Below are 24619 nucleotides of genomic sequence, written 5' to 3'. Positions count from 1 at the left end.
ATTAATGTTTAAAGTGACGCATGCCGGTAAATACCATAGCTATGCCGTTTTCATTACAAGCATCGATTGATTCTTGGTCACGAATTGATCCACCTGGTTGGATGATGGCTTTGATGTCGTGTTTAGCTGCCTCATCAACACTGTCCCTAAATGGGAAGAAGGCATCTGATGCAAGAACTGCCCCCTTTGCCTTATCCCCTGCTTGTTTAAAGGCGATTTCAGCTGCACCGACCCTGTTCATTTGACCAGCGCCAACACCTATAGTTTGACCGTTCTTGGCAAGCAATATCGCATTTGATTTTACGTGTTTTACAATCTTGTTGGCAAATTCTAGGTCCTTTAGGTCTTCTTCGCTGACCTTTGTATCTGTAACTGTTTCTAGTTTTTCATAAACCTTGTCATCGTAGTCTTGAACTAGGATTCCGCCTCTAACTGATTTTATTAATTTAGGATTTTTGTCAGTCTTCTTTGGAATCTTGTAAATCCTTACGTTTTTCTTCTTTTCAAGAATTTCTAAAGCTTCATCTTCATAATCGTAAGCAAGAATGATCTCAAGGAAAATCTCGTGCATTTTTTCTGCAGTTTCCTTATCAATTGTACCGTTAATGGCGACAATGCCACCGAAGATTGAAACTGGATCTGCTTCAAAGGCACGCTCCCAAGCTTCAAAAACAGTCTTACCTGTAGCTACTCCACATGGATTCATATGTTTTAAGCCGACACAAACAGTCTCGTCAAATTCTTGCAAGATATCAAGGGCAGCTGAGGCGTCTTGGATATTGTTGTAAGACATTCTCTTGCCATGAAGTTGCACGCAATCTTGGAGGGCATAAGAAACTTCCTCGTCTGAAACATAGAAGGCAGCCTTTTGGTGAGGATTTTCCCCATACCTTAGTTCGTCTTCTAGCCTAAATGTTAAATTCAAAGTTTCTTCGCTTCCATTTATTTTATTAAAGTAAGAAGCAATTAGAGAATCGTATTGGGCAGTTTTGTTAAAAACTTTTCCTGCAAGTCTTTGTCTTGTTTCTAGGCTTGTTTCGCCTTTTACTTCTAATTCCTTTAGGATGGTTTCATAATCATTTTTATCTGTGACAACTGTTACAAATTTATAATTTTTTGCTGCAGACCTTAGCATAGAAGGGCCACCGATATCGATATTTTCAATAATTTCATCATGGCTCACACCTTCTTTAGCAAGGGTTTCTGCAAATGGATAAAGGTTAACGCAAATTAGGTCTATATAGCCGATGTCATTGGCCTTAAGCTCTGACACATGACTTTCATTATCCCTTTTTGAGAGAAGTCCTCCGTGGACTTTTGGGTGGAGGGTTTTGACCCTACCTTCTAAGATTTCTGGAAAACCAGTGTAATCTTCTATAGAAATGCAATCTACTCCAGCATTTCTTAGGTGGTTTAAGGTTCCACCTGTGGAAATTATTTCAAAACCATTTGCCACAAGACCCTTGGCAAAATCTGCCACACCGGCCTTGTCACTCACACTTATCAATGCTCTTTTCATTTTTCCCCCTTTAATATTTCTGCTGCTGTTTTTATATATAACCTGTGCTCAAGATCGTGCACCTGGCTTTCTATTTCATCTAAAGATTTCTTATAATCAACCTTAAACTTATCTTGGGCGAGGATTTCTCCGCCGTCGATTTCCTCATTTACATAGTGGATAGTCACTCCTATGTACTCTTCTCCCGCTTCGTAAGCTCTTTTGATTGACTCTATCCCCTTGAATCTTGGAAGGAGGGAAGGGTGGATATTTACCACCTTGCCCTTATATTTTTCTAGAAAATCTTTAGATAAAATCCTCATATAGCCTGCTAGGAAAATATAATCAAGGTCTTTGACCTTTTCTAGGATTTCTTTTTCATAAGCAGCCTTGTTTGCATAGTCTTTTGGATTAAAAACAAAGGTCTTAATATTTTTATCTTCTGCCCTCTTAATAACCTTGGCCCCAGGCTTGTCACAAACCATGATTTTTATATCTGCAAGACCTTTTATTTGATCTGAACTTGCTAGAGCCTCAAAATTTGTACCTGTGCCTGAGGCAAATATTCCTATTTTTTTCATAGAAGGACAATCCCTTCCTTGTCAGTAACTTCACCTAAGACAAAGGCATCGTCAATTAAATCTAAGACTTTTTGCTTATCGGCATCGTCAACAATTACAGCAAGGCCTACGCCCATGTTAAAGACTTGGTACATCTCGTCATGGTCTATTTTGCCTTTTTCTTCTATAAATTTGAAAATTGCTGGCACTTCGTAAGAATCCCTATAAATTTTCATGCCAAGACCTTTTTTGAGAGCCCTTGGGAGATTTTCTATAAATCCCCCACCTGTGATGTGGGAAATGCCTGCAACCTTCACATTCTCAAGTAAAGTCTTAACTTCCTTAGCGTAAATTTTTGTAGGTCTTAAAAGAGCCTCGCCGATAGTCTCGCCATTAAATTCATCATCAAGACTTATATTTTCATCCTTCAAAACTTTTCTTATTAGAGAAAAACCATTTGAATGAAAACCTGTTGAAGGTATGCCTATTACAGCTTGGCCTGGTTTGGTATTTTCTGGATTAATTAAATCTTCTTTTTCGGCAGCACCAACAGCAAAACCTGCTATATCGTACTCGCCTTCCTTATAAAAACCTGGCATCTCAGCAGTTTCCCCACCCACAAGGGCAGCTTGCGCCTCTCTGCAACCATCGGCCACTCCCTTAACAATGGCTTCGATTTGGGATGGATCATTTTTGCCACAAGCAATGTAGTCTAAAAAGAAAAGTGGAATAGCACCTTGGGCAAGGATGTCATTTACACACATAGCCACAGCGTCAATGCCAATTGTATCGTGCTTATCCATGTCAAAGGCAAGTTTAAGCTTGGTGCCAACCCCATCTGTTCCACTTATAAGAACTGGATTTTTAAATCCATAGGCAGAAAGGTCAAAAGCTCCACCAAAACTGCCAATCATATCCATCATTCCTTTGTTTTTTGTGGATTCTACATGTTTTTTTATTCTCTCAACTGATTCATAACCGGCATTTAGGCTAACACCTGCCGCCTTGTATTTCTCGCTCATTTATTCCCCTTTGCTAAATATTGTTTTTGTATGTCTGTAAGTTCTTTCTTAAATTCTTCCTCGTAATCACCCAGGCCTTCATAATATTCACCTGTGAAAATATCTAAGGAAATTCCGTTGTTTGGACTATCAAAGTCAAAACCGATTGCTTCCTTTAGACCTTCTACAGTTATAAATTCCAAACTATCGGCACCTATTAAATCTCTTACCTCGTCTTTGGTAAGGTTGGCTGCAATTAATTCCTCAGAAGTCTTCATGTCGATTCCCGAATAAGAAGGGAAGATTATCTCAGGAGAGCCTATTCTTAGGTGGACTTCGCTTGCTCCTGCCCTTTTGAGCATGGAAATGATTCTCTTAGATGTAGTGCCCCTTACGATTGAATCGTCAAGAAGGATTACCCTCTTATTTCTAACTACGTCAGATAGGGCAGACAATTTCATCTTTACTGCTATATCTCTTAAATGTTGGGAAGGCTCGATAAAAGTCCTTCCTATGTATTGGTTTTTGATAAGACCCATTTCATATGGCAAACCAATTTCTTCTGCATAACCTGAAGCAAGTGATAGGGAAGAATTTGGTACACCAACAACTATATCAGCCTCCACAGGGTATTCCCTTGCCAAAACCCTGCCGGTATTTTTCCTAACTATGTGGACGTTTTTGCCAAGGATAGTTGAGTCTGGCCTTGCAAAATAAATAAATTCCATGGATTCGATGGCTATATTTGAGCCTGGTGTGAAACTTCCTATTTCATAACCTTTATCATCAATTTTTATAAATTCACCTGCTGAAATATCCTTTAAAAAGTCTGCACCGATTACATTTAGGGCACAAGATTCAGATGCAATGGCATAAGAATCATTAAGTTTGCCAAGTACTAGAGGCCTTGTGGCGTGTCTATCAACAGCTCCATAAAGAGCATCTTGGGTTAAAAGCATTACAGAGAATGATCCCCTTAACTTATTTAAGGCTTCCTTAAACCTTTCTTCGATAGTTTCCTTTCTTGACCTTCTAATTAAGTGCATGATAATTTCTGCGTGGCTTGCTGAGTGGAAAACTGCTCCCTCGTCTTCAAGCTCTGCCCTTAGCCATTTGGCATTATTCAAATTACCATTCATGGCTATGCCAAGGTGGCCATCGTTAAATTTATACAAGAGTGGTTCGATATTCTGAACGTTGGTGGAATTGCCACTTGAGTACCAAAGAGCACCCAAGGCGGCAGACCCATCTATTTTTTCTAATTTTCCATTATCTTTAAATACATCAGCAAGAAGGCCAATGTTTCTATAACCCCTTAGTCTAGTTCTTTCTGTTGATACAATTCCTGCACCCTGTTGACCTCTGTGTTGAAGAGCGTGAAGAGCATAAAAGGCAACACTTGGTGCCTTTTCTATATTCCAAATTCCAAACATTCCTACTCCTTTTGTTAAATCTTATCTAGTAAAATATTCCACACCGTTTTTAAATATGTCTTGCCTATCCTTTAAGGTATTGGTTTTGTAAAGAGTCTTATAGGACCTTTCAGAATGGCCCATCTTACCTAAGATTAGACCATCTTCACTTACCATTCCCTCAATGGCTAGGGCTGATCCGTTTGGATTATATTTGCCGTTTAGACTTGCGTCCCCATCGGCGTCTACGTATTGGAAGGCTGCAAGGTGTTTGAATTTTTCAATCTTGTTGCCAACGAGTCTTCCTTCTCCGTGGCTAAAGACAAGCTCATGGAGGTCTCCAATTTCAAACCCTTGGGTCCATGGTGACTTGGTAGATGCCACTCTTGTGATAGCTGTGTCTGATATATGCCTATAGCCAACATTTCTAAAAAGGCTAAGGTCATCTTCGTCAAGGTCACAGATTTTTCCATAAGGCAAAAGTCCTGATTTTATAAGGGCTTGTAATCCGTTGCAGATACCAAGGATTAGCTTTTTGTCTCCTAAGTGGGCATGGATTGCTTCTTTGACCTTGTCATTTTTAAGGATGTTTACAATAAATTTCGCTGATCCATCTGGCTCATCTCCTGCAGAAAATCCCCCGGGGAAGGCTATTATGTGAGAAGTTTTAATTTCTTCTACGAAAGCATCGATTGATTTTTCAATGTCATCCGATTTTGTATTGGTAAAGACAACTTGGGTCACCCTTGCACCCGCCTCTTCAAAGGCCTTTTGGGTATCGTATTCTGAGTTTGTACCAGGAAATACTGGAATTACCACCTTAACCTCGTCAACTTTTTCCTTGTAATAGATATTCTCGGTTTTTTCTGAAACGAGATTTTCTACCTTGCCTTGGTTTTTGTTGTAGTAGGTAGGATAGATTTCTTCAAGAGTTGACATATAGGCTTTTTCAGCCTCATCGATATTTATTTTAATGCCATTTACAGAGATTTCTTTGCTTACCTTACCGATTTCCTTAAAGTCTAAATCAGTATTTGCTTCAATGACAATTGAACAAGGATTAAAATCAAGAGTCGCATCATAGTCGATTGTAAAACCTAATTTATTACCAAGAGCCATCTTGATTAAGGATGAAGTTACAGATCCAAAGTCTTGGACGTAGGCTGCTACAACCTTCTTATTCTTGATATAAGAATTTAATTTTTCAAAGTCTTCCATGGCCTTTTTAATATTTGGATAGGCCTTTTCGTCTTTTTCTATTTCTATGATATATAATTTATTGCCGACTTTTTTAAGATCTGGAGTAATAACGTCTTCGATTTTTACAGGGGTACAAGCAAAGGAAATTAAAGTTTCAACTACATTTAGGTCGTTAAAAGATCCTGACATGGAATCCTTGCCACCGATTGAAGGTCTGCCAATTTCTCTTTGAGCGATAATTGATCCTAGCATGGCCTGGGTAACCTTGCCCCATTTTTCTGGGTCATCTAGGGGTTTTTCAAAATATTCTTGGAAGGAGAAGTATAAGGACTCCTTATTTCCACCAGCTGCATAAACTTTGGCAACAGATTCTAAAACTGCGTAAATGCTTGATAGGAATGGTGAATATTTTGAAATTTTTGGTATAAAACCGTAGGCCATAATTGTTGCTGTATCTGGTGTCGAATACAAGGTCGGAATGGCTGCAACAGATGCTTGGACTGGGGTTATCCTTTCCTTGCCTGCAAAAGGCATCATAACTGTTTGAGCACCTACTGTTGAGTCAAACATTGAAACCATACCCTTTTGGTTGGTGACATTTAGGTCTTTTAGCTCATCCAGGATAGCTTGCTTGCTCACTTCTTTTTTAACAAAAGGATTTTCACGAACCTTGTCAACTAGGTCTGCCTTGGCGTGTTTTCTAACACCCGCTGTTGCTAAAAATTCTGCACTAAAGTCTACAATTTTTTCATCATTGTAATACATTTCCAAGCGTTTCTTGTCGGTGATATTTGCAACGTGAACATATTCAAGGTTTTCTTTTTCACACTCTTTTACAAAAGCCTCATAGTCTTTTTTGTCAATTCCTACAGCCATTCTTTCTTGGGATTCTGAAATGGCTATTTCTGTTGGATTTAGTCCCTTATATTTGGTCTTTACCCTATCAAGGAATATTTCAATACCTTCAGAAAGCTCACCGATGGCTACAGATACACCACCAGCACCGAAGTCGTTTGATTTTTTGATAAGTCGTGTAACCTCTGGTTTTCTGAAGAGTCTCTGGATTTTTCTTTCTTCTACTGGGTTTCCCTTTTGAACTTGGCTAGATGCAGTTGTTAAAGATGAGTCATTGTGGATTACAGAAGATCCAGATGCACCTTGGATACCATCCCTGCCAGTTCTTCCTCCAATCATGATAACTATATCACCAGGGAGAAGCTCTTCTCTCTTGTAATCTCCGTCTTTTACTGCGCCAACAACAGCCCCAACTTCCATGGTTTTTGCCACATAGGATGGGTCGTAAATTTCTCTGACAAAGGTTGTTGCAAGGCCGATTTGGTTACCATAAGATGAATTTCCTAAGGCCTTTCCCTTAGAAATTTCAACCTGTGGGAGCTTGTTAGCCATAGTATCTTCTCTTTTTTCTAGGATATTTCCAGCACCAGACACTCTCATAGCTTGGTAAACATAGGACCTACCAGAAAGTGGGTCTCTGATAGCCCCACCAATACAGGTTGAAGCTCCACCAAATGGCTCGATTTCTGAAGGATGGTTGTGGGTTTCGTTTTTAAACTGAATTAGCCACCTTTCCTTCTTTCCCTTATTTTCTATCTCTGTGAAAAACGAACAAGCGTTGATTTCTTCAGAAACTTCTATATTAGTATCACCCAACACCTTGGTGTGGTACTTGCCAAAAATTGAGGCCATATCCATGAGTCTAATTGGCTTAGTAATGCCAAGCTCTTCCCTTAATTTCAAATAATAATCAAAAGCATCTTGCATTTCTTTTTGGAAAAGTTTTGAATTTATTTTTACCTCATCAAGGCTTGTTTCAAAGGTTGTATGCCTGCAGTGGTCAGACCAAAATACGTCTAGAACGTAGATTTCAGTTTCACTTGGGTCCCTATTTTCTTTCTTGTAGTGGTCTTGAATAAATTCCAAATCTTCAAGGTCTAGAGCTAGTGATAGGTCTTTTATTAAACCTTCGAGTTCTTCTTTTCCATAATTCCTAAAACCAGTCAAATCCCTCAATGGTTTCATTTGAGAATCTATAGCAAAGTCCATTTTTCCTAGGTCTTTTTCCCTAGATTCAATTGGGTTTATTAGGTATTTTTTTATTTTTCCTAGTTCTTGCTCAGAAACTTCTCCATCTAATACTACAAGCTTGCCTGCCCTTACTAAGACGTCTACATTATCGTCAATTAATTTTAGGGCTTGCATAGCTGAGTCTGACCTTTGGTCGTACTGGGCTGGGAGGGTTTCGTAAGCTATGTAGGTTTTGCCATCAAGGTCAAGGTCTTCAAAGACTTGATCAGTCATTATTTCTGCGAAAACTCTTGTTTTTGCCTTCGCATAAAGGTCTTCTGAAATGTTATAAATGTCGTAAATTACGTATGTATCAACTTTCTCTAAAGCAAGATTAAAATCTCTGTTAAAAAGTTTTTTTAGATTTTCGCTCTCCCTGTCATAGGCAGGTCTTTTTTGTACAAATATTCTCTTATTCAAAGTCATCCTCCAAATATACATTTCCTAAAAAGTTCATGTGACCGATTTTCCTGTTGTGGCGAGCTTCCTTTTCGTATAAGTGAAGATAGCCTTGTTTCTTGGTGATTAGGTTAATAAAATATTCTTCGTTTTGGCCGAGAATATTATATAGGGTCGCTTCCCTGTTTTCTATTTTTCCCACCTTTAGTCCACAAATACCTTCTATGTGGGCCCTAAATTGGGACTTGGTCGCTGATTCCTGGGTTATATGACCAGAATTGTGGACCCTTGGAGCAATTTCATTGAAGATTACATCTCCATTTGAAATAAAATACTCAACTGTAAGTACTCCGTAGTAGTCATTGTCAGCGAGGATCTTCTTTGTATATTCAATTGCCTTTGACTCTTGGTATTTGGTAATATGGGCAGGAATATTTGACCTATAGAGGATGTTGTGTCTATGTTCATTTTCAACCACAGCCACAATCTCGATTCCATCGATATCCTTAACTGCAACTACCGAAATTTCCTTATCCAAATCGATTAGCTCTTCGAGGATTGTGTCTTTTTCTACTTCCTCATTTGAAGAAATAATTTTTTGCCCCTTGCCGTCATAACCAAATCTAGTGGTTTTCATGACGAACTTGCCATCAATTTCATAATCGCCTTTATTAGCATCAAAGTATTTTACCGTTGGAATCCCAAGCGACCTAGCATATTCCTTTTCCTTAAGCCTGTGCTGACTAATTTCCAAAATCCTTGAAGACTGGACGAAATTGTATTTACTTTCAAGTTTTTTATAAGAATCTATGTCAATATTTTCAAACTCGAAAGTAATTACATCGCTCATTTGGCACAGTTTTTCGATATTTTCGTATACATTAAAAGCACTATGGATAAAATAATCTGCGAATTTTCTAGCGCAGGCGTCTTCGCTTGGATCGAGAATTGCAATCTTATAGCCCATTTCTTTTGCGCTCATAGCAAGCATTCGTCCAAGTTGGCCGCCACCGATTATACCGATAGTGCTTTTTGGTAATATAGTCTTGATCATATTTTCATATCTTCCTTTACTATATTTTCTAATTCAATTTTAAAATCCCTGTACTTTTCTGCTAATTTTTCATCATTGATAGCAAGAATCGCAAGGGCAGTAATAGCAGCGTTTTTAGCTCCTGCCTCTCCTATAGCCATGGTCGCAACTGGCACGCCATATGGCATTTGCACAATAGAAAGCAACGAGTCAACGCCATTTAGAGTAGATGATTTAATTGGAACACCAATTACAGGTAGTGTAGTTGACGCAGCAACCATACCTGGCAAATGTGCAGCCCCACCAGCTGCAGCTATGATTAGGCTGTAGCCGTTCTTCCTGGCATTTTTCGCAAAGTCAACCATTAACTCAGGTGTCCTATGCGCACTGATAACCCTCTTGTCGTAGTCTATGCCAAACTTATCAAGCACAGAACAACATTCTTTCATAGTCTTGTAGTCAGATTTTGAACCCATTATGACAGCTATTTTTGACATTTTAACTCCTTATCTTTTCTTCTACAAAATTAGTATATCTATTTTATTATTTTTTTCAATGTTTAAAGTTAAATAAAAAATTTTCCATCTATCCTTGACAAATTTTCCTAAGTTAATAAAATTTACTTGTAAGAATGTCATAAATTTATATCATTATTGCAAAAGAATAAGGAGAAAATAATGGATTTAATTTACAAAGGCAAGACAAAGAACATCTATAGCTTAGATAATGGCAACATCTTGATGAAATTTAAAGACGACGTTACAGGCAAGGACGGAGTTTTTGATCCAGGTGAAAACCAAGTTGGTCTTTCAATTGATGGAGCTGGCAAAGCTGGACTAAGGATGACAGAATTTTTCTTTAACAAACTTAACGAAAAAAATGTCCCAACCCATTATGTAGCTGCAAACATTGATGAAAACACTATGGAAGTTAGAAAAGCAAAAGTGTTTGGCAAGGGTCTTGAATTTATCTGCAGATATAGGGCAGTAGGTTCTTTTTACAAAAGATATGGCAAATACATAGAAGAAGGTGCTCCACTTGATGGATTCTTTGAAGTTACAATAAAAGACGATGCCGCAGGCGATCCTACTATTTCAAAAGATTGTCTAGCAGCCTTAAATATTGCAACAGCTGACCAATACGAAGAACTAAAAAGACTTACAAAAGAAATTTGTGGTCTAATCCGTGACATTCTAAAAGAAAAAGGTCTTGACCTTTATGATATAAAACTAGAATTTGGCGTAGATGAGAATGATAAAATCATCCTAATTGACGAAATATCTGGTGGCAACATGAGAGTCTATAAGGATAATGAATACATCGAACCACTTAGACTATCAGAATTAGTCCTTAAATAAAAACCAATCCCTCTTGAGATTTTACAAGAGGGATTTTTTTATAATTTTCCAACACAAAAGCAGGCAAACGCCTGCTTTTGTTAAAATGATATTCTAAATATTACTGCAATTAAGCAAAGAATAACTGCTAGAGGTACATATAGGAATTTACCAATATTATACCAAGTATTTCCGTATTGTTTTTTAGCACCTAGGTTAATTGCTCCAAGAAGCTGATCTTTGGTTAAGATCCAGAACCAAGTTACAGCACCAATCATTGCCCCTATTGGGATAACATATATTGAGATAAAGTCCATAAATGGTCCCCATTGGCTAATCATTTCCATGTTTACACCTATAGCAAAAACCACGAGACCTATCAAAAATAAAACTAGATTACGTTTTAATTTGGGGTGTCTTTGCATGAGGGATTCTGCTACTACTTCAAACATATTTTGAAGGGATGATATACCGCCAAAGACAACTGCTACGTATAATATAATTGCAAAAACTCTACCAAAGCCCATATCCTGTAAGATTGTTGGTAGGACTTGGAAAAGTAAACCAGGTCCACCTGCCTGGTCCATGTTGTAGACGATAATCGCCGGAATCATTACAAAGGAAGCAAGCATAGCAGCTACAGTATCTAGGAAACCTGTCATCTTTGAAGATGAAACGATGTCTTCATCATCAGAAAGATAAGCACCTACAACTAGCATACCAGAACCAGTCACTGATAGGGAGAAAAACGCCTGGCCCATAGCCTGAAGAATTGTTCCCCAATTTATCATTTCTTTATCAAACCTAAACATATACTTGTATCCCTCAAAGGCATTTGGAAGTGTTAGAATCCTAATAGCAAGGACTACAAAAAGCACAAAGAAAGCTGGCATCATGATTTTATTTGATTTTTCAATAGTAGATGCGCCACCAATACAAGAAAGTAGAGTAATGGCTATGATAAAAAAGTGGTAAGGCACTACTGAGAAAGGTTTTAAAGAAAAGCTATCAAAATAACTTGTTGTATCTACAGTTAAAAGTGACCCGGTTAGAGAATCTACCAAAGCTTTTAAGACGTAGGCAACAATTACTGCATAACCAATCGCAATCAAAAGTGATCCAATAAGTGGTATGTAACCTATAAATTTGCCTATGATTGTATCTTCCTTGCGACTTTTAAATGCCTTTTGGTAGGCGCCAAGAGTACCTGTGTGAGCGTACCTACCCACTGCAAACTCACTTGCAAGACCACAGTAAGCAAAGACGCTTACAAAAAATATGTAGGCAATTAAAAAAACTATGCCTCCCTTTTGAAACTTATATGGAAAGCCCCACACATTTGCCATACCGACTGCAGAACCAACTGCCGTGAGGATAAATCCTAATTTAGAACTAAATTTATTCATCTTTTTTCTCCTTTTTCATTATATTTATTTATTTTCTTTGTTGATATATCACTTTAAAGCATAATCTAATTATAACCGAATTTTTAAATAAATCAAGAAAAAAAATCTCCTACAAAGATAAGAGATTTCGCTAAAAATTTAGAAACTTTTTGGCAAAGAATCTTTGTAGGAGTAAATATTAATGAAACAGAATTGCTGCAAGGCTGACTAATATAACAAGTGGGGTGTAAATATACCTGCCAATCTTTATGAAGGTCTGAGTTTTTTTATGTTTTGCACCCTTATTTATTTCATCAAGCAAGACTTCTGAGTCCATAACAAAAAACCAAACCACTGCTCCAAGCACTGCACCTAGAGGAATTAGGTAATAAATTGTAATGTCCATCAGGCTTGTCCATTTGGCTAGTGGGTGAAGGTCAACACCCAAAATTAAAACTGTAGTTCCTACCAATAGCAAGGCTGTTTTATCATTCATCTTAAACTCTTGGTTTAAAGTATGGGCAATCGATTCGAATATTGTTTGAAGCGAGGTAAGACCTGCCATTATTATTGCCATATAAAACAAAACTGCAAAGCCTCTTCCAATCCTCATCGAGTTAAAAATACTAGGCAATATTTGGAAAATTAAAGCTGGTCCTCCAGCTTCATGCATGGAGAAAACTACAATCGAAGGAACAATAATAAAAGCTGAAAGAAGTGCAACAATTGTGTCAAATAGACCAGTTAACTTTGAATTTGTAACTATGTCATGATCATCTGTAAGCATCCTTCCAACAAAAACCATGCCAAAGCCAGTTATAGAAAGGGCAAACAAGGCATCTCCCATGGCAGAAATAGCTGTGCCTATATTACAGTCCTTAAAATCAAACCTAAAAAGTAGTTTGTAGCCTTCTTCAATGTTTGGAAGCGTTAACATCTTAAATAAGACTATAAGGTAAATCACTATCATTGATGGCATCAAAACAGAGTTTAGCCACTGGACTGATTTAAAACCTCCAAGGCTTATTAAAATAACTAGGACAATTATTAAAAGATGAACTTCCATTACTGCAAAAGATCTAGAAGAAAATTCTTCAAACCAGGTGAAAGGTGGTGTAATTATGAGTTTTCCATTTATGGTATCCACAAGTGCCTTCGCTACATAAGAAACTATAATCGTATAGCCAACTGCCATAATCAAGGAAATCACCAGAGGAAAATAGCCGTAAATTTTTGCAATTTTCGATTCTGGATGCCTTGTCTCGATAGCTTTTTTATATGATTTTACGACTGATCCCTTTATCATCCTTCCTATAGCAAATTCGCTAGAAAGGCCGACATAAGAAAAAAGGGAAATAAAAATCAAATAAAAAATCAGGAAAAATATTCCACCCTTATGAAATTTATAAGGAAAACCCCAAACATTTGCCATACCCACCGCAGAGCCTGTGGCGGATAGGACAAAGATTGTTTTTGATTTAGTCTTTGGAAGCTTCATACCTAGTCCTTGTACTTATTCTGAAGGTCTTTTATAAGGTCAGAATCTTCAAAATAATTAATTCCCATAGCAGCTTTCACTTTTTCAAGTTTTTTAGCTCCTTGACTTCTCGCATCAGCTGTGCCTTTTCTTAAAATATCAAACACGCCTTCTATGTCTTTTTCATATTCAGCTCGTCTAGCTCGAATTGGTTCAAGCTCCTCTTCTAGGACCTTGATTAAGAATTTCTTGCACTTAACATCGCCTAGACCTCCCCTTTGGTAGTGGGCCTTTAATTCATCTAAATTTTTGTATTCTGGTAAATATTTTTCAAAATGACTATCATTTGAAAATACATCTAGGTAGGTAAAGACAATATTGCCCTCTACCTTGCCCGGATCATCTATATTTATGTGGTCTGGGTCGGTATACATAGACATTACTTTTTTCTTTACAGTATTTTTGTCATCTGCGAGATAAATGGCATTTCCAAGTGACTTGCTCATCTTGGCAGCTCCGTCAATTCCTGGCATACGGCGAGCCATTTTAGATTCAGGAAGAACTGCTTTTGGTTCCACAAAGACTTCACCATATATATTATTAAAACTTCTAGCAAGCTCCCTAGCTTGTTCAAGCATTGGCTCTTGATCTTCGCCAACAGGTACAACATTCGCATCAAATAATAAAATATCAGCTGCTTGGCTTACAGGATAAATCAAAAATCCTGCTGGCAAACTAGTTTCAAAATTTCTTAATTTTATTTCTGATTTTACAGTAGGATTTCTTTCAAGCCTTGAGAGGGTAACTAGATTTAAAAAGTAAAAAGTAAGTTCAGTAAGCTCTGCCACCTGTGATTGGATGAAAATACTCACCTTGGATGGGTCTATTCCCACACTTAAGTAATCAAGGGCTACTTCGATAAGGTTTTCACGGATTTTTTGTGGATTGTCAAAATTATCTGTAAGAGCCTGACTATCTGCAATCATGACATACATCTTATCATAAGAACCTTCATTTTGCATCTTCACCCTATTTCTGAGGCTTCCTACGTAGTGACCAAGGTGGAGTCTACCAGTTGGTCTGTCACCTGTTAAAATTATATCTCCCATAATTTCTCCTTTTCATGTAAAAAAGGGGAAGCTTCTGCTTCCCTATTTATTTTGATTTTGTGCTAGATAAGCATCAATGAAGCCTTGGATATCGCCATCCATAACTGCTTCCACATTTCCCATCTCATAATTTGTCCTGTGGTCTTTAACCATGGTGTATGGCTGGAAAACATAAGATCTTATCTGACTACCCCAGGCAATTTGTGAATAGCTTCCCTGGATATCTTCAATTTTTTCTTTTTTCTCTTCTTCTTTTATTTGAATCAACTTTGAAATAAGGAGGTTCATTGCTGTTTCCCTATTTTGCATCTGGCTTCTTTCGGCCTGGCTGGTTGCAACTACTCCTGTTGGTATGTGGGTTATCCTAACTGCAGAGTCAGTCTTATTTACGTGCTGACCACCTGCCCCACTTGCTCTATAGGTATCAATCCTTAAATCTGATGGATCAATTTCTATACTTGTATCTTCGTCTAATTCAGGGAATATATCCACTGAAGAAAAAGAAGTATGACGTCTTGATTGGCTGTCAAAAGGTGAAATCCTTACTAATCTATGGACTCCCTTTTCCCCCTTAAGATAACCATAAGCATATGGACCCTTAACATGAAGAGTAACAGATTTTATTCCACCTGCCTCTTCGTTGTTTAAATCCTTAACCTCAACCTTAAAGCCCCTTTTCTCGCAATATCTGGTATACATCCTAAAGAGCATGTCAGCCCAATCTGTCGCTTCAAGACCACCTGCGCCTGCATTTATAGAAAGGTAAGCATTATTTTTATCATATTCTCCATTAAGTTGAGTCTTTAACTTAAGACTTGCGAGTGACTTTTTGATTTGTTTTAGATTTGAATCGACTTCTTCTAAGGTTTTAGACTCATCTTCATCACTTAATTCAACAAGATCAATTAAGTCTTTGTTATCTTTTATAGCATCTTCTATATCTGTGTAGGCCTTTAAATCTTCTTTTTTATCAGATAGGTCTGCCATCACAGTTTGTGCCTTATCGGAGTCATCCCAAAAATTTGGGCTCATTGATTTTTTTTGAAGTTCATCTATTTCTTCTTTAAGCCTAGCCGGGTCAAAGACTGTCTCCGACTAGGGTTAAAGTTTCTTGAAAGTTTTTGATTTCTTCTTTTAGTTCAAATATTTCTCTCATATTATTTCTTTACAGTTGATTTCTTAGCTTCGCGGTCCATTCTCCTGCGCTCAGCCCTGTTTAGTCCTTCATGGTCTTCTTCATCTGTAGATGGACCTGTAATATCTTCATGGCTTGCATCTTCTGGAATTAGAACTTGCTTTCTTTGGATATTTTGTCTAATTTCTACATTCATCATGTATCTTACTGTATCTTCAAGGATAGCCCTGGTCATTTCTTCGTACATATCAAAACCTTCGTTAGTGTAGGCCCTAACTGGATCTTCTTGGCCCATTGCCCTAACTCCGATTTCCTTACGCATTTGATCCATTGCATCAATGTGATCCATCCATTTTTGATCTATTACCCTAAGAAGGATTACTCTTTCAACTTCTCTCATATTATCTGGGCCAAAACTTGCTTCCTTATCTTCATATTTAGCAAGAGTCGCACCTGTTACATATTCGATTAGGTCATCTTGAGTGTAAGAATTGATATTTTCAAAATGAAGTTGGGTTACAGGTACACCAAGACCATTTAGGTAGTTAAGTAAGGCTGTCATTTCCCAATTTTCTGGCTTAACTTCTGGATTTGTGAAGGTATAAACAGCATCTTTTATGACTTGTTTAATCATATCGATGATAGTTTCCTTCATATCTTGACCCATAAGAACTTCACGTCTTTCGTTGTAGATTATTGTTCTTTGTTTGTTCATGACATCGTCGTATTGAAGGACTCTTTTTCTTGTAGCAAAGTTGTTTGCTTCTACTCTTGTTTGAGCCTTTTCAATTGACCTTGTAACCATTCTTGAAACTATTGGTTCATTTTCATCAAAATCTGCTTTTTGAACAAATTTTGCTACAGCTTCCCCACCGTTAAGTCTGATCAAATCATCTTCAAGAGATATGAAAAATCTAGACTTACCTGGGTCTCCTTGACGGCCTGAACGACCTCTAAGCTGGTTATCAATACGTCTTGATTCATGTCTTTCAGAACCAATGATATATAGACCACCTGCAGCAATTACCTTAGCTTCTTCTTCTTTGATAGCTGGTCTAAATTGATCTTTGTAGTGTCTGAATTTCTTTCTAATTTCTATGATTTCTTGGTTATCTGTTGCAGAGAATGAGTCAACCTCTTCGATTAATTCTTCGCTAGTTCCCTCTCTTCTTAGTTTTTGCTTAGCCATGAAGTCTACGTTACCACCAAGGGTGATATCTGTACCACGGCCTGCCATGTTGGTTGCGATTGTAACAGCACCAAGCCTACCTGCTTGGGCAACAATTTCTGCTTCTCTTTCGTGGTTTTTAGCGTTTAGGACTGTATGAGAAATACCAGCTTGTTTAAGAGCAGCTGAAAGTCTTTCACTTGCCTCGATAGAAATTGTACCAACAAGGATTGGTTGGCCAGTTGCGTGAACTTCGTTAATTTCATTTATGATTGCATTAAACTTACCACGTTCATTTATATAAACATGGTCGTTATCATCTATTCTCTGTACTGGTCTATTTGTAGGAATCTCAACTACGTCTAGCTTATAGATTTCATCAAATTCGTCTTCTTCTGTCTTTGCAGTACCAGTCATACCTGATAATTTAGCATACATTCTAAAGTAGTTTTGGAAAGTAATAGTAGCAAGGGTCTTGCTTTCTGCCTTAACTTCTACACCTTCTTTAGCTTCTATCGCTTGGTGAAGACCATCTGAAAATCTCCTACCTTGCATGATACGGCCTGTAAACTCATCTACAATTTCAACTTCGCCATGGTTTACAACATAGTCAATATCTCTTGTCATTGTTGTATTTGCCTTAAGAGCATTGTTGATATAGTGAGATAGCTCTAGGTTTTCTGTATCAGATAGGTTTTCTATACCAAAAAATTCTTCAGCCTTTTTTGTACCTTTTTCTGTTAAGTTTGATGATTTTCTCTTCTCATCTACAAGGAAGTCTACGTCTTCTACCTTGAATTCCCTATCAAATGGGTCAATATCAGCATCTTCATTAGGATCTAGAATCCTACCTTCTAGTGTTTGGATAAATTCATTTGCCTTTTGGTAGGTATCTGTTGATTCATCGCCTTGACCGGAAATAATAAGAGGTGTTCTTGCCTCATCTATTAAGATTGAGTCAACCTCATCTACAATTGCGTAGTTTAGGCCACGTTGAACCATGTCTTCCTTATAAATAACCATGTTATCTCTTAGGTAGTCAAAACCAAATTGGTTGTTGGTTCCATAAGTGATGTCTGCGTTATAATTTTCTCTTCTTTCGCTATTTGTAAGTCCGTAAATAATACAACCTACAGATAGACCAAGCCAGGTATGAACCTTGCCCATCCACTCTTGGTCACGCTTAGCTAAGTAGTCGTTAACTGTAACTACGTGAACACCCTTGCCAGATAAGGCATTTAGATAAGATGGAAGTGTTGCTACAAGAGTCTTACCTTCACCTGTTTTCATCTCCGCTATCTGTCCATTATGTAGTACAATACCACCTAAAAGTTGCACTGGATAGTGCTTGATTCCTAAAACCCTGTAACTTGCTTCTCTAACTACAGCAAAGGCTTCAACTAAAAGATCATCCAGGGTCTCGCCATTTGCTAGTCTTTCTTTAAATTCAATTGTTTTATGTTGTAACTGCTCATCAGTTAACTTTTGCATTTCTTCATCTAGTGCTAAAATCTTATCTACCGTTTTTTGGTTTTGTTCGATTTCTTTTTGACTAAATGACTTAAATATATTAAATAATGCCAAATTTTTCACCTTCCAATTCTTCACTTATCCTACCCTTATTATACAAAATTTCAATCAAATATAGTTAATAAAGCCAAATTGGGCGTGTATTGTTTCCAAATATAAACTAAATTTTATTTCGTAAAATAACAGATAATGATTTTAATCCACTATACATTATATATGCTTTGGTTGTTTTATTCAATCAAAATTCCTAATTTACAAAAATTTTAACAAAAAAAGCCCTAAATTTTTTAGGACTTCCCTCTTGAAACAAACCAACCACTTTTCATATGGTTTTACTTATAAACCAAGAATATTTTTATACTTTTCAAACTCCTCTGGCACTTCTTTATCAAAAACCATTTCATTTCCATCCTTATCTTCAAAAGAAAGGTGGGCACAATGGAGTAGGGGGTGGTCTAGGTTAAATTTGTGTTTAAAGTTTCCATAGACAGGATCGCCCAAGAGCGGGTGGTTGATAGATGTCATGTGGACTCTTATTTGATGGGTTCTGCCAGTTATGATATGAACTTTAACCAAGCTAAAACCATCAGTTTCGCTTAGGACTTCGTATTCAGAAATCGCCTTTCTCCCGCTAGGACGGACTGCCATCTTACGTCTATTATGTGGGTCCCTATCCATGAAATTTTCAATCCTGCCACACTTTTCGTCAAAATTTCCAAAGACTATGGCAAGGTATTCTTTCCTGACCTGTCTGGTTTCAAACAGAGTTTTTAAATAGCGATAAGATTCATTATTTTTCGCTATTACCATAAGGCCAGTCGTATCCTTATCAAGCCTGTGGACAATACCTGGCCTATCTTCCCCACCAATGTGAGATAGGCCATCATAGCCGTACTTATAAAGAAGGGCATTGACCAAGGTTCCTGTCACAATCGCCCCTGCTGGATGGACTATGAGGTTTTTTTGCTTGTTTATAATCGCATAATCGTTATTTTCATAGACTATATCAAGAGGAATATCCTCTGCCTTTATCTCTTGAACTTCAAAGAGCGAATCGTCTATAAAAATCTCATCGCCCATCTGAAGCTTAAAGGATGGTTTTATTTTTTTGTCATTAACTTTTATTAAAGAAGCTTTGATAAAATCTTTTATCTTTTCCCTTGGTATACTATCAAGCTCATCAGATATGTATTTATCAACTCTTATAAGGTCATCTGCTATTAATATCATGTGTTTATTATATAGGTAATTTAAGATTTTTCATTCAACTTATCAAAAAACTTATTCATTTTCTCAAAGGTCTTCTCAGATTTTTTAATATTCTTAAGAAGTGGTCTTCTGATGCTTAGACTGGTTTTTGGTGCCTCATTCAAAAGCATTTCCCCCGCCTTAACAGCAGACTGATTTTTATAAAAGGCAAGCGCTAAATCCTTGTCAACTTTCGAATTTAAGTCCTTGTTGGTATAAATAAGCCTTACAAGGTTAACAACCATGTCATTTTCATTTTTAATTGGCTCTTTAGATAGTTTAGCGAGCACCTTTTTTGATTTAACCAAAGTCTTTTCAGAATCATTAATCTTCGCTAAAAGAGCTGGCCTCATCTCATCAACTGCTCTAAGGTCAGAATTAAGCAAAATTTTACCAGCGTTTATAAGAATTTGATTAGAATAAACTGCGTAAGCAAGTTTTTTTTCTTGGGTATTTAACCTTGCTATTACTTTTTCATCACTTAGTCTTTTCCTATTCTTATAGGCTAGTTCGTACTTATCAAAGGCTAGAGCAATTTTTTCTCCTAATTGATTTATAAGGAGAATTTGATTGTAGGTATCCATGTATCCGTCATTTTCTGTCATTACACTTATGATGTAGGCCTGAGACTTAGTTTCTACAAGGGCCACATCATTTTGGATTCTATCAAGCTCACCAGTCTTATTCATAGACTTATAGGATGGGTTTATATTTTTTAAAAGTTTCACCCTTTTAGATGATGAGTTGGAAAGAGATCTGACCATATCCCTAGCAATTTCAGAATTGCTCCTATAAATCCCATATAAAGCCCAGGCTAAATCTTTTGCATTAGTATAGTTTTCATCACCGGCCCCAAGCATTAACCTATTAAGGCTAGTTCTGTTATTTTTTGTAAAGGATTTTATAAAGGCGTTTATAGGATCAAACCCACCAAGAGCTTCGATTAACCTGTTTGTAGCATCGTTATCTGATAATCTAAGACTAAGGTCAAGGTCCCTTTTTATTTCCTCGCTATAGGTCATCTTTCCATTTTCAACCCTATTTAAAACTGCAAGACCAATCATTGTCTTTATAGTAGACGCAGCAGGAAGCTTATCCTTATCCGAATTAGCCATATAAATATTTACATCACTGGGACCATAGACTGTTCTTACATTCACCTGGTATATTAACTTCCCATCAATGGTGTCCTTAATGGCAGTGTGTATATCATTTTTTAGCATATCATCGTCTGTATTTGCTAAAGCCTTGCCAGCCAAACCTAAATTTATTAGGATTAGAGCAAAAATTATTTTAAGTATTTTTTTCATAGTAGCTCCTACATTTCATTGATTCCTTCTTTATTAAGATATCCAGCAAGGGTCTTACCCTTGTAATCATCAGTAATAAAAATCGCCTCGATATAGTCTCCCTCATCTGTAAGGGAAAGGATTTTTGGATTGGTGAATTTTTTAGCAAGCAGGTTAGCTACTGCCTTTTCAAAAGGCACTCCCAAACTATATTCGTCAATTTCATCACTTATCTGTTCTTCGACATCAAAGTCTTCAAAGCTAAACCTATAGGCAAAGTTGTCTGTAAATTCTTCAAGGGTCTCACTCGCATCATAATAATTATTAACACAAGTTAAAAGCCTATCATAATCAGCCTTATTTTTCTCCATAGTGTTGGCAAAAAGTGCACCCATGTGTTTAAAGACAGCATCAGATTTTTCTGTAAGGATGAAGCCATCTTCACTGGAATAAATATAACCTTTCTCTATAAGATTTGTGACAATTTTTTTGCTATCTTCAATAAAATAGCCATCTATATCGTAAATTTCGTCATAAGCTGTAGAGTAAATTGTTGTATAATACAAGCAAAATTCAAATTCGGCCAGGGTCAAATCATAGGCTGGAGCAATAAATTCATAAAGATTTCTCAACTTTTCCTTAATTTTTTTATGGTCCCTATTAAAATCATCCATTAGCATCACAAAGTGAGTGAAGGCCTCGCCATCTTCGATTTTTTCATCAAGGTCTTCTACTTCAATTATATCTTCGTAGTCGTCTTCCTTTACGAGAAGGGCTTTTTTTATCTTTTTACCATTTTCAGTGTATTCAATTTCAAGCTTATGTCTACCTTCCTCAATAAGGCCTACCAGAGCATCCTCAAAATCATCCTCGGAATAATATTCCTTGGCAATTTCAAAACTTAAAATTTTAAGGTCAGAATATTTTTTATTTAAAGATTTTTTTAAATCTATAAGAAGGTCAAAGCGATAGCTATAAGAAGAAATATCAGCATTTGAATCTAATTCTAAAAAATGCTTATCATCAGCCAAAATTTTTAGGTCATCAAGGAGATCTGCTAAACTATTTTTACTATCTAGGTAGGATTCTGGCACCACATTTTGGGCAGATCTATATTTTTCAAGAATAGCAGAAAGTCTTTGCATAAAGTCCACATATAAGAAAGAGGCCTCTACCGTATAGTCATATACGTAATAGTAGTCATCATCACTTTCATCAGCTCTTTCAATTTTTACATATCCCTTATCAGACAGAGATAAAAGCTCATCTTTAACTTCACCTAACTTAAATAAGGCTGTTGTTTTTTTGTTTTTAGAAATTTCATCTCTTTCAAAATATAGACTTTCAATCAAAAACTCAAATTCTCTTAAACTTAAATCATAGGCTAGAGCAAAAAATTGAAAAATATAGTCTATTTTTTCTTTTACAGAGTCATATTTTTCAGCTAAGTCAAAGATATGGCCGAGGTATGATTCAAAATATTTGCTAATCATAATTTTCTCCTTTACTATATTAATAATTTTATCATAAATTTGAGGACAAAAAAAGACACCCTGAGGTGCCTTTAGATTTTATTTGATTTTCTTATAGCCAAGACCTGCGCCTATTAATCCGACAAGAGCAAGGCTTGTGCCAATTAGACCTGTCTTTGGGTTTGTTGCTGGATTTTTATTCTTTCCTGCCATCACTTCTTCGATTTTGTAAATCTTGCCAAATTGGGCTGGATAAGATGTGAGAACTATGTCATCTGTGAAGATTTTGTATTCCTTGCCTTCTTTAATTTCAAGCTTGCCAAAATCTTTTTTAGGAACAAGGTACTTATCTTCCTTGTTTGACTTTCTTGCTACAGTTACACCTTCCTCATCGATTTTTTCTACTACAAAGATATCAAAAATAGTTTTTTCAGCTTCTTTCTTATTTTCTTTAGATTTTTTAGCTGGTTTTTTCTTATCAGCTGGCTTCTCGTTTTTCTTTGGAGTTTCTTTTACAAGTTCAACCTTATAAATAGCTGCAAATTGAGCAGGATCAGAAGTTAGGATTTCTTCTGATGTTTCGATTTTATAGGCCTTACCTACTTGTGGAGTAATTTTTCCAAAGTGTTTCTTTGCAATATTATACTTACTTTCTTTCATGCCCTTTTCATGAACCGTTACTATATCTTTAGTAACTTTTTCAACAACATAAGATTTTACCATAGTCTTAGCTGGCATTGCTTTTTCAACAATTGAGAAAATCTTGCCAAATTGAGCTGGGTAAGATTTTAAAGAAATGTTATCAGATGTGATAGTAAAGACCTTGCCTTTTTCAAGTTTCATTCCCTTAAATTCTGATTTTGGAACATTATAAAGGTTTGATTCGTTGCCTACTTCATAAAGGGTGACTCCTTCTTCGTTGATTTCTTTTACAACAAAGTCTCTAACGACTTTTTCTTCTTTAGGCTTTACTTCATTTATTTTATGGATTTTTGTAAATTGAGCTGGATAAGAAGCGAGAACTGTATCGTCTGCCACAATTTCTACTTCTTTACCCTCTACTAAATCAATATCCTTAAATTCTTTTTTAGGGACATTGTAAAGGTCATCTGGATTTGATTTCTTGTAAACATCTACGCCTTCTGCGTTTATTTTTTTAATTACGTAAATATCAGAAAAAACATGGCTCTCTTTGCCTTCGATAACCCTATAAACTTTTCCAAATTTTGCTGGATCAGATTTTAGGATATCCCAATTTGTATAAAGAGTGAAAATTTTTCCTTCTTTAAGGTCCATACCATTAAAATAAGATTTTGGAACATTGTAGACATCAGCTTCGTTATTTACGTCAACGATGTCTACCCCTTCTTCATAGATTTTCTTTACTTTGTATTCTGCAACTTTTGGATTTGAAATAGGGTCCTCTGCTTCGATTTCATTTACTTTTTGATCTTTCATTTCGCTAGCATAAGTGCTATTAATCAACATAGCTGACACTGCTAGGGCTAGTAATAACTTAGATTTTTTCATGACACCCTCCTTAAAAATTCTTATATTAGTGTCTCTTCTTAACTATATAATACCCAAAAGGGTGTTAATTTTGTGTTAAATTTGTAGAAATTTTTAAAAAAATTAAATAAAAAAACTGGTCTCTAAAATTATTTCTAACTTTAGAGACCATGTTTATCTGCTTCTTATTATTAAGCCTTATATCTCATAGTCAAAACTATCAATTGATTTTTTATTTTCTAGATTGTCTTCACTAAGAAAGTCTAATTCCTTGATTCCATTCATACTTGCAACAATAGAATTTGGGAAACTTACTACTTCTTGATTAAGCATACTTATATTATTATTAACTATCCTCTTAGCAGCAGCTAGTTGTTCATTTTCATCATCTATCTCTTTTTGTAAATTCAAAAATTCATCTGAAGATCTTAATTCAGGATAAGCTTCAGCAAGGGCAAAAATTTTATCTATCGCCTGGTCCTGATTTTTGATTGTTTTATTAAAATCTTTGATGCTATAACCATCCCTTAATTTTGCCAAGTCTGTGAAGGTATTTTTTTCATATCTAGCATATGATTTTGCCACATTAATCATTTGAGAAATTGTGTCATATCTTTTAGCTAGGGCGACATCAACGTTCTTCTTTGATTCCTCTATAATTACCCTATACCTCTTTAGTTTATTTAAGGTTCTAATATAAAATCTAAAAACCAACCATAAAATTATTACTGGTAATATAAAACTACTTAAATAATTCATTGTAACTCCTTAT

18 protein-coding genes are annotated in these 24619 nt (G+C 36.3%); 1 reads left to right on the top strand and 17 read right to left on the bottom strand.

Annotated elements, in window-relative coordinates:
• Nucleotide 1 precedes the first annotated feature (1 nt).
• From purH to purE, 7 genes are read right to left on the bottom strand one after another with little or no spacing between them, the layout of a single operon-like run.
• On the bottom strand, nt 2–1519 hold the full coding sequence (gene purH, locus HMPREF1630_RS02375; protein WP_037326722.1) for a bifunctional phosphoribosylaminoimidazolecarboxamide formyltransferase/IMP cyclohydrolase: 1518 nt from the start codon (nt 1517–1519) through the stop codon (nt 2–4).
• Nucleotides 1516–2079, bottom strand: coding sequence for a phosphoribosylglycinamide formyltransferase (purN, locus tag HMPREF1630_RS02370; RefSeq protein WP_037326720.1), 564 nt, complete (start codon nt 2077–2079; stop codon nt 1516–1518). The genes purH and purN overlap by 4 nt, the downstream gene beginning before the upstream one ends.
• Nucleotides 2076–3080: a phosphoribosylformylglycinamidine cyclo-ligase gene (gene purM, locus HMPREF1630_RS02365; RefSeq protein ID WP_037326717.1), complete on the bottom strand. Its 1005-nt coding sequence runs from the start codon at nt 3078–3080 to the stop codon at nt 2076–2078. The genes purN and purM overlap by 4 nt, the downstream gene beginning before the upstream one ends.
• Nucleotides 3077–4492: an amidophosphoribosyltransferase gene (gene purF / locus HMPREF1630_RS02360; protein WP_004828718.1), complete on the bottom strand. Its 1416-nt coding sequence runs from the start codon at nt 4490–4492 to the stop codon at nt 3077–3079. The genes purM and purF overlap by 4 nt, the downstream gene beginning before the upstream one ends.
• 21 nt (nt 4493–4513) lie before the next feature.
• The gene (locus HMPREF1630_RS02355) at nt 4514–8182 is read right to left on the bottom strand and encodes a phosphoribosylformylglycinamidine synthase (RefSeq protein WP_037326714.1); all 3669 of its coding nucleotides are present in this window, start codon (nt 8180–8182) and stop codon (nt 4514–4516) included.
• The gene (locus tag HMPREF1630_RS02350; protein ID WP_037326711.1) at nt 8169–9209 is read right to left on the bottom strand and encodes a 5-(carboxyamino)imidazole ribonucleotide synthase; all 1041 of its coding nucleotides are present in this window, start codon (nt 9207–9209) and stop codon (nt 8169–8171) included. The genes HMPREF1630_RS02355 and HMPREF1630_RS02350 overlap by 14 nt, the downstream gene beginning before the upstream one ends.
• The gene (gene purE / locus HMPREF1630_RS02345; RefSeq protein ID WP_004828714.1) at nt 9206–9685 is read right to left on the bottom strand and encodes a 5-(carboxyamino)imidazole ribonucleotide mutase; all 480 of its coding nucleotides are present in this window, start codon (nt 9683–9685) and stop codon (nt 9206–9208) included. The genes HMPREF1630_RS02350 and purE overlap by 4 nt, the downstream gene beginning before the upstream one ends.
• A 180-nt stretch (nt 9686–9865) precedes the next feature.
• Here purE and HMPREF1630_RS02340 point away from each other — a divergent pair, with 180 nt between their 5' ends.
• Complete coding sequence (locus HMPREF1630_RS02340; RefSeq protein ID WP_037326708.1) at nt 9866–10546, top strand: phosphoribosylaminoimidazolesuccinocarboxamide synthase; 681 nt, start codon at nt 9866–9868, stop codon at nt 10544–10546.
• Nucleotides 10547–10626: 80 nt separating this feature from the next.
• On the opposite strand, the gene HMPREF1630_RS02335 is transcribed toward HMPREF1630_RS02340, so the two are convergent.
• The 10 genes from HMPREF1630_RS02335 to HMPREF1630_RS02290 all read right to left on the bottom strand — a co-directional run bounded on the left by HMPREF1630_RS02335 (nt 10627) and on the right by HMPREF1630_RS02290 (nt 24606).
• Nucleotides 10627–11931, bottom strand: coding sequence for a sodium-dependent transporter (locus tag HMPREF1630_RS02335; RefSeq protein ID WP_004828710.1), 1305 nt, complete (start codon nt 11929–11931; stop codon nt 10627–10629).
• A 178-nt stretch (nt 11932–12109) separates the two neighbouring features.
• Nucleotides 12110–13408 carry a sodium-dependent transporter gene (locus HMPREF1630_RS02330; RefSeq protein ID WP_037326705.1) on the bottom strand — a complete coding sequence of 433 codons (1299 nt, stop codon included), beginning with the start codon at nt 13406–13408 and terminating at the stop codon, nt 12110–12112.
• Between the two features lie 2 nt (nt 13409–13410).
• Nucleotides 13411–14496, bottom strand: a complete 1086-nt coding sequence (trpS, locus tag HMPREF1630_RS02325) for a tryptophan--tRNA ligase (protein WP_037326704.1) — start codon at nt 14494–14496, stop codon at nt 13411–13413.
• A 42-nt stretch (nt 14497–14538) separates the two neighbouring features.
• Nucleotides 14539–15652 (bottom strand): peptide chain release factor 2 gene (gene prfB, locus HMPREF1630_RS02320; RefSeq protein ID WP_156095801.1). Its coding sequence is split into 2 segments (ribosomal slippage): nt 14539–15576 and nt 15578–15652, totalling 1113 coding nucleotides; the frame shifts between segments, so codons are not numbered across the junction.
• Between the two features lies 1 nt (nt 15653).
• Nucleotides 15654–18383 (bottom strand): preprotein translocase subunit SecA, encoded by a 2730-nt coding sequence (gene secA / locus HMPREF1630_RS02315; RefSeq protein ID WP_037326698.1) that lies wholly within the window; start codon nt 18381–18383, stop codon nt 15654–15656.
• A 282-nt stretch (nt 18384–18665) separates the two neighbouring features.
• Nucleotides 18666–19559 (bottom strand): RluA family pseudouridine synthase, encoded by an 894-nt coding sequence (locus HMPREF1630_RS02310; protein ID WP_037326696.1) that lies wholly within the window; start codon nt 19557–19559, stop codon nt 18666–18668.
• Between the two features lie 20 nt (nt 19560–19579).
• Complete coding sequence (locus HMPREF1630_RS02305) at nt 19580–20887, bottom strand: serine hydrolase (RefSeq protein ID WP_037326694.1); 1308 nt, start codon at nt 20885–20887, stop codon at nt 19580–19582.
• An 8-nt stretch (nt 20888–20895) separates the two neighbouring features.
• Entirely contained in the window at nt 20896–22359 is a 1464-nt protein-coding gene (locus tag HMPREF1630_RS02300; protein WP_037326691.1) for a hypothetical protein, read from the bottom strand.
• A gap of 78 nt (nt 22360–22437) precedes the next feature.
• Nucleotides 22438–23868: a hypothetical protein gene (locus HMPREF1630_RS02295; RefSeq protein ID WP_037326688.1), complete on the bottom strand. Its 1431-nt coding sequence runs from the start codon at nt 23866–23868 to the stop codon at nt 22438–22440.
• Between the two features lie 177 nt (nt 23869–24045).
• On the bottom strand, nt 24046–24606 hold the full coding sequence (locus tag HMPREF1630_RS02290) for a LemA family protein (RefSeq protein WP_037326685.1): 561 nt from the start codon (nt 24604–24606) through the stop codon (nt 24046–24048).
• Nucleotides 24607–24619 lie beyond the last annotated feature (13 nt).

Origin of the sequence: Anaerococcus lactolyticus S7-1-13 (assembly GCF_000758765.1) — a bacterium.
Taxonomy (GTDB): domain Bacteria; phylum Bacillota; class Clostridia; order Tissierellales; family Peptoniphilaceae; genus Anaerococcus; species Anaerococcus lactolyticus.
The sequence above is the reverse complement of the archived record's forward strand: the minus strand, read 5'-3'. Positions and strand labels throughout refer to the sequence as shown.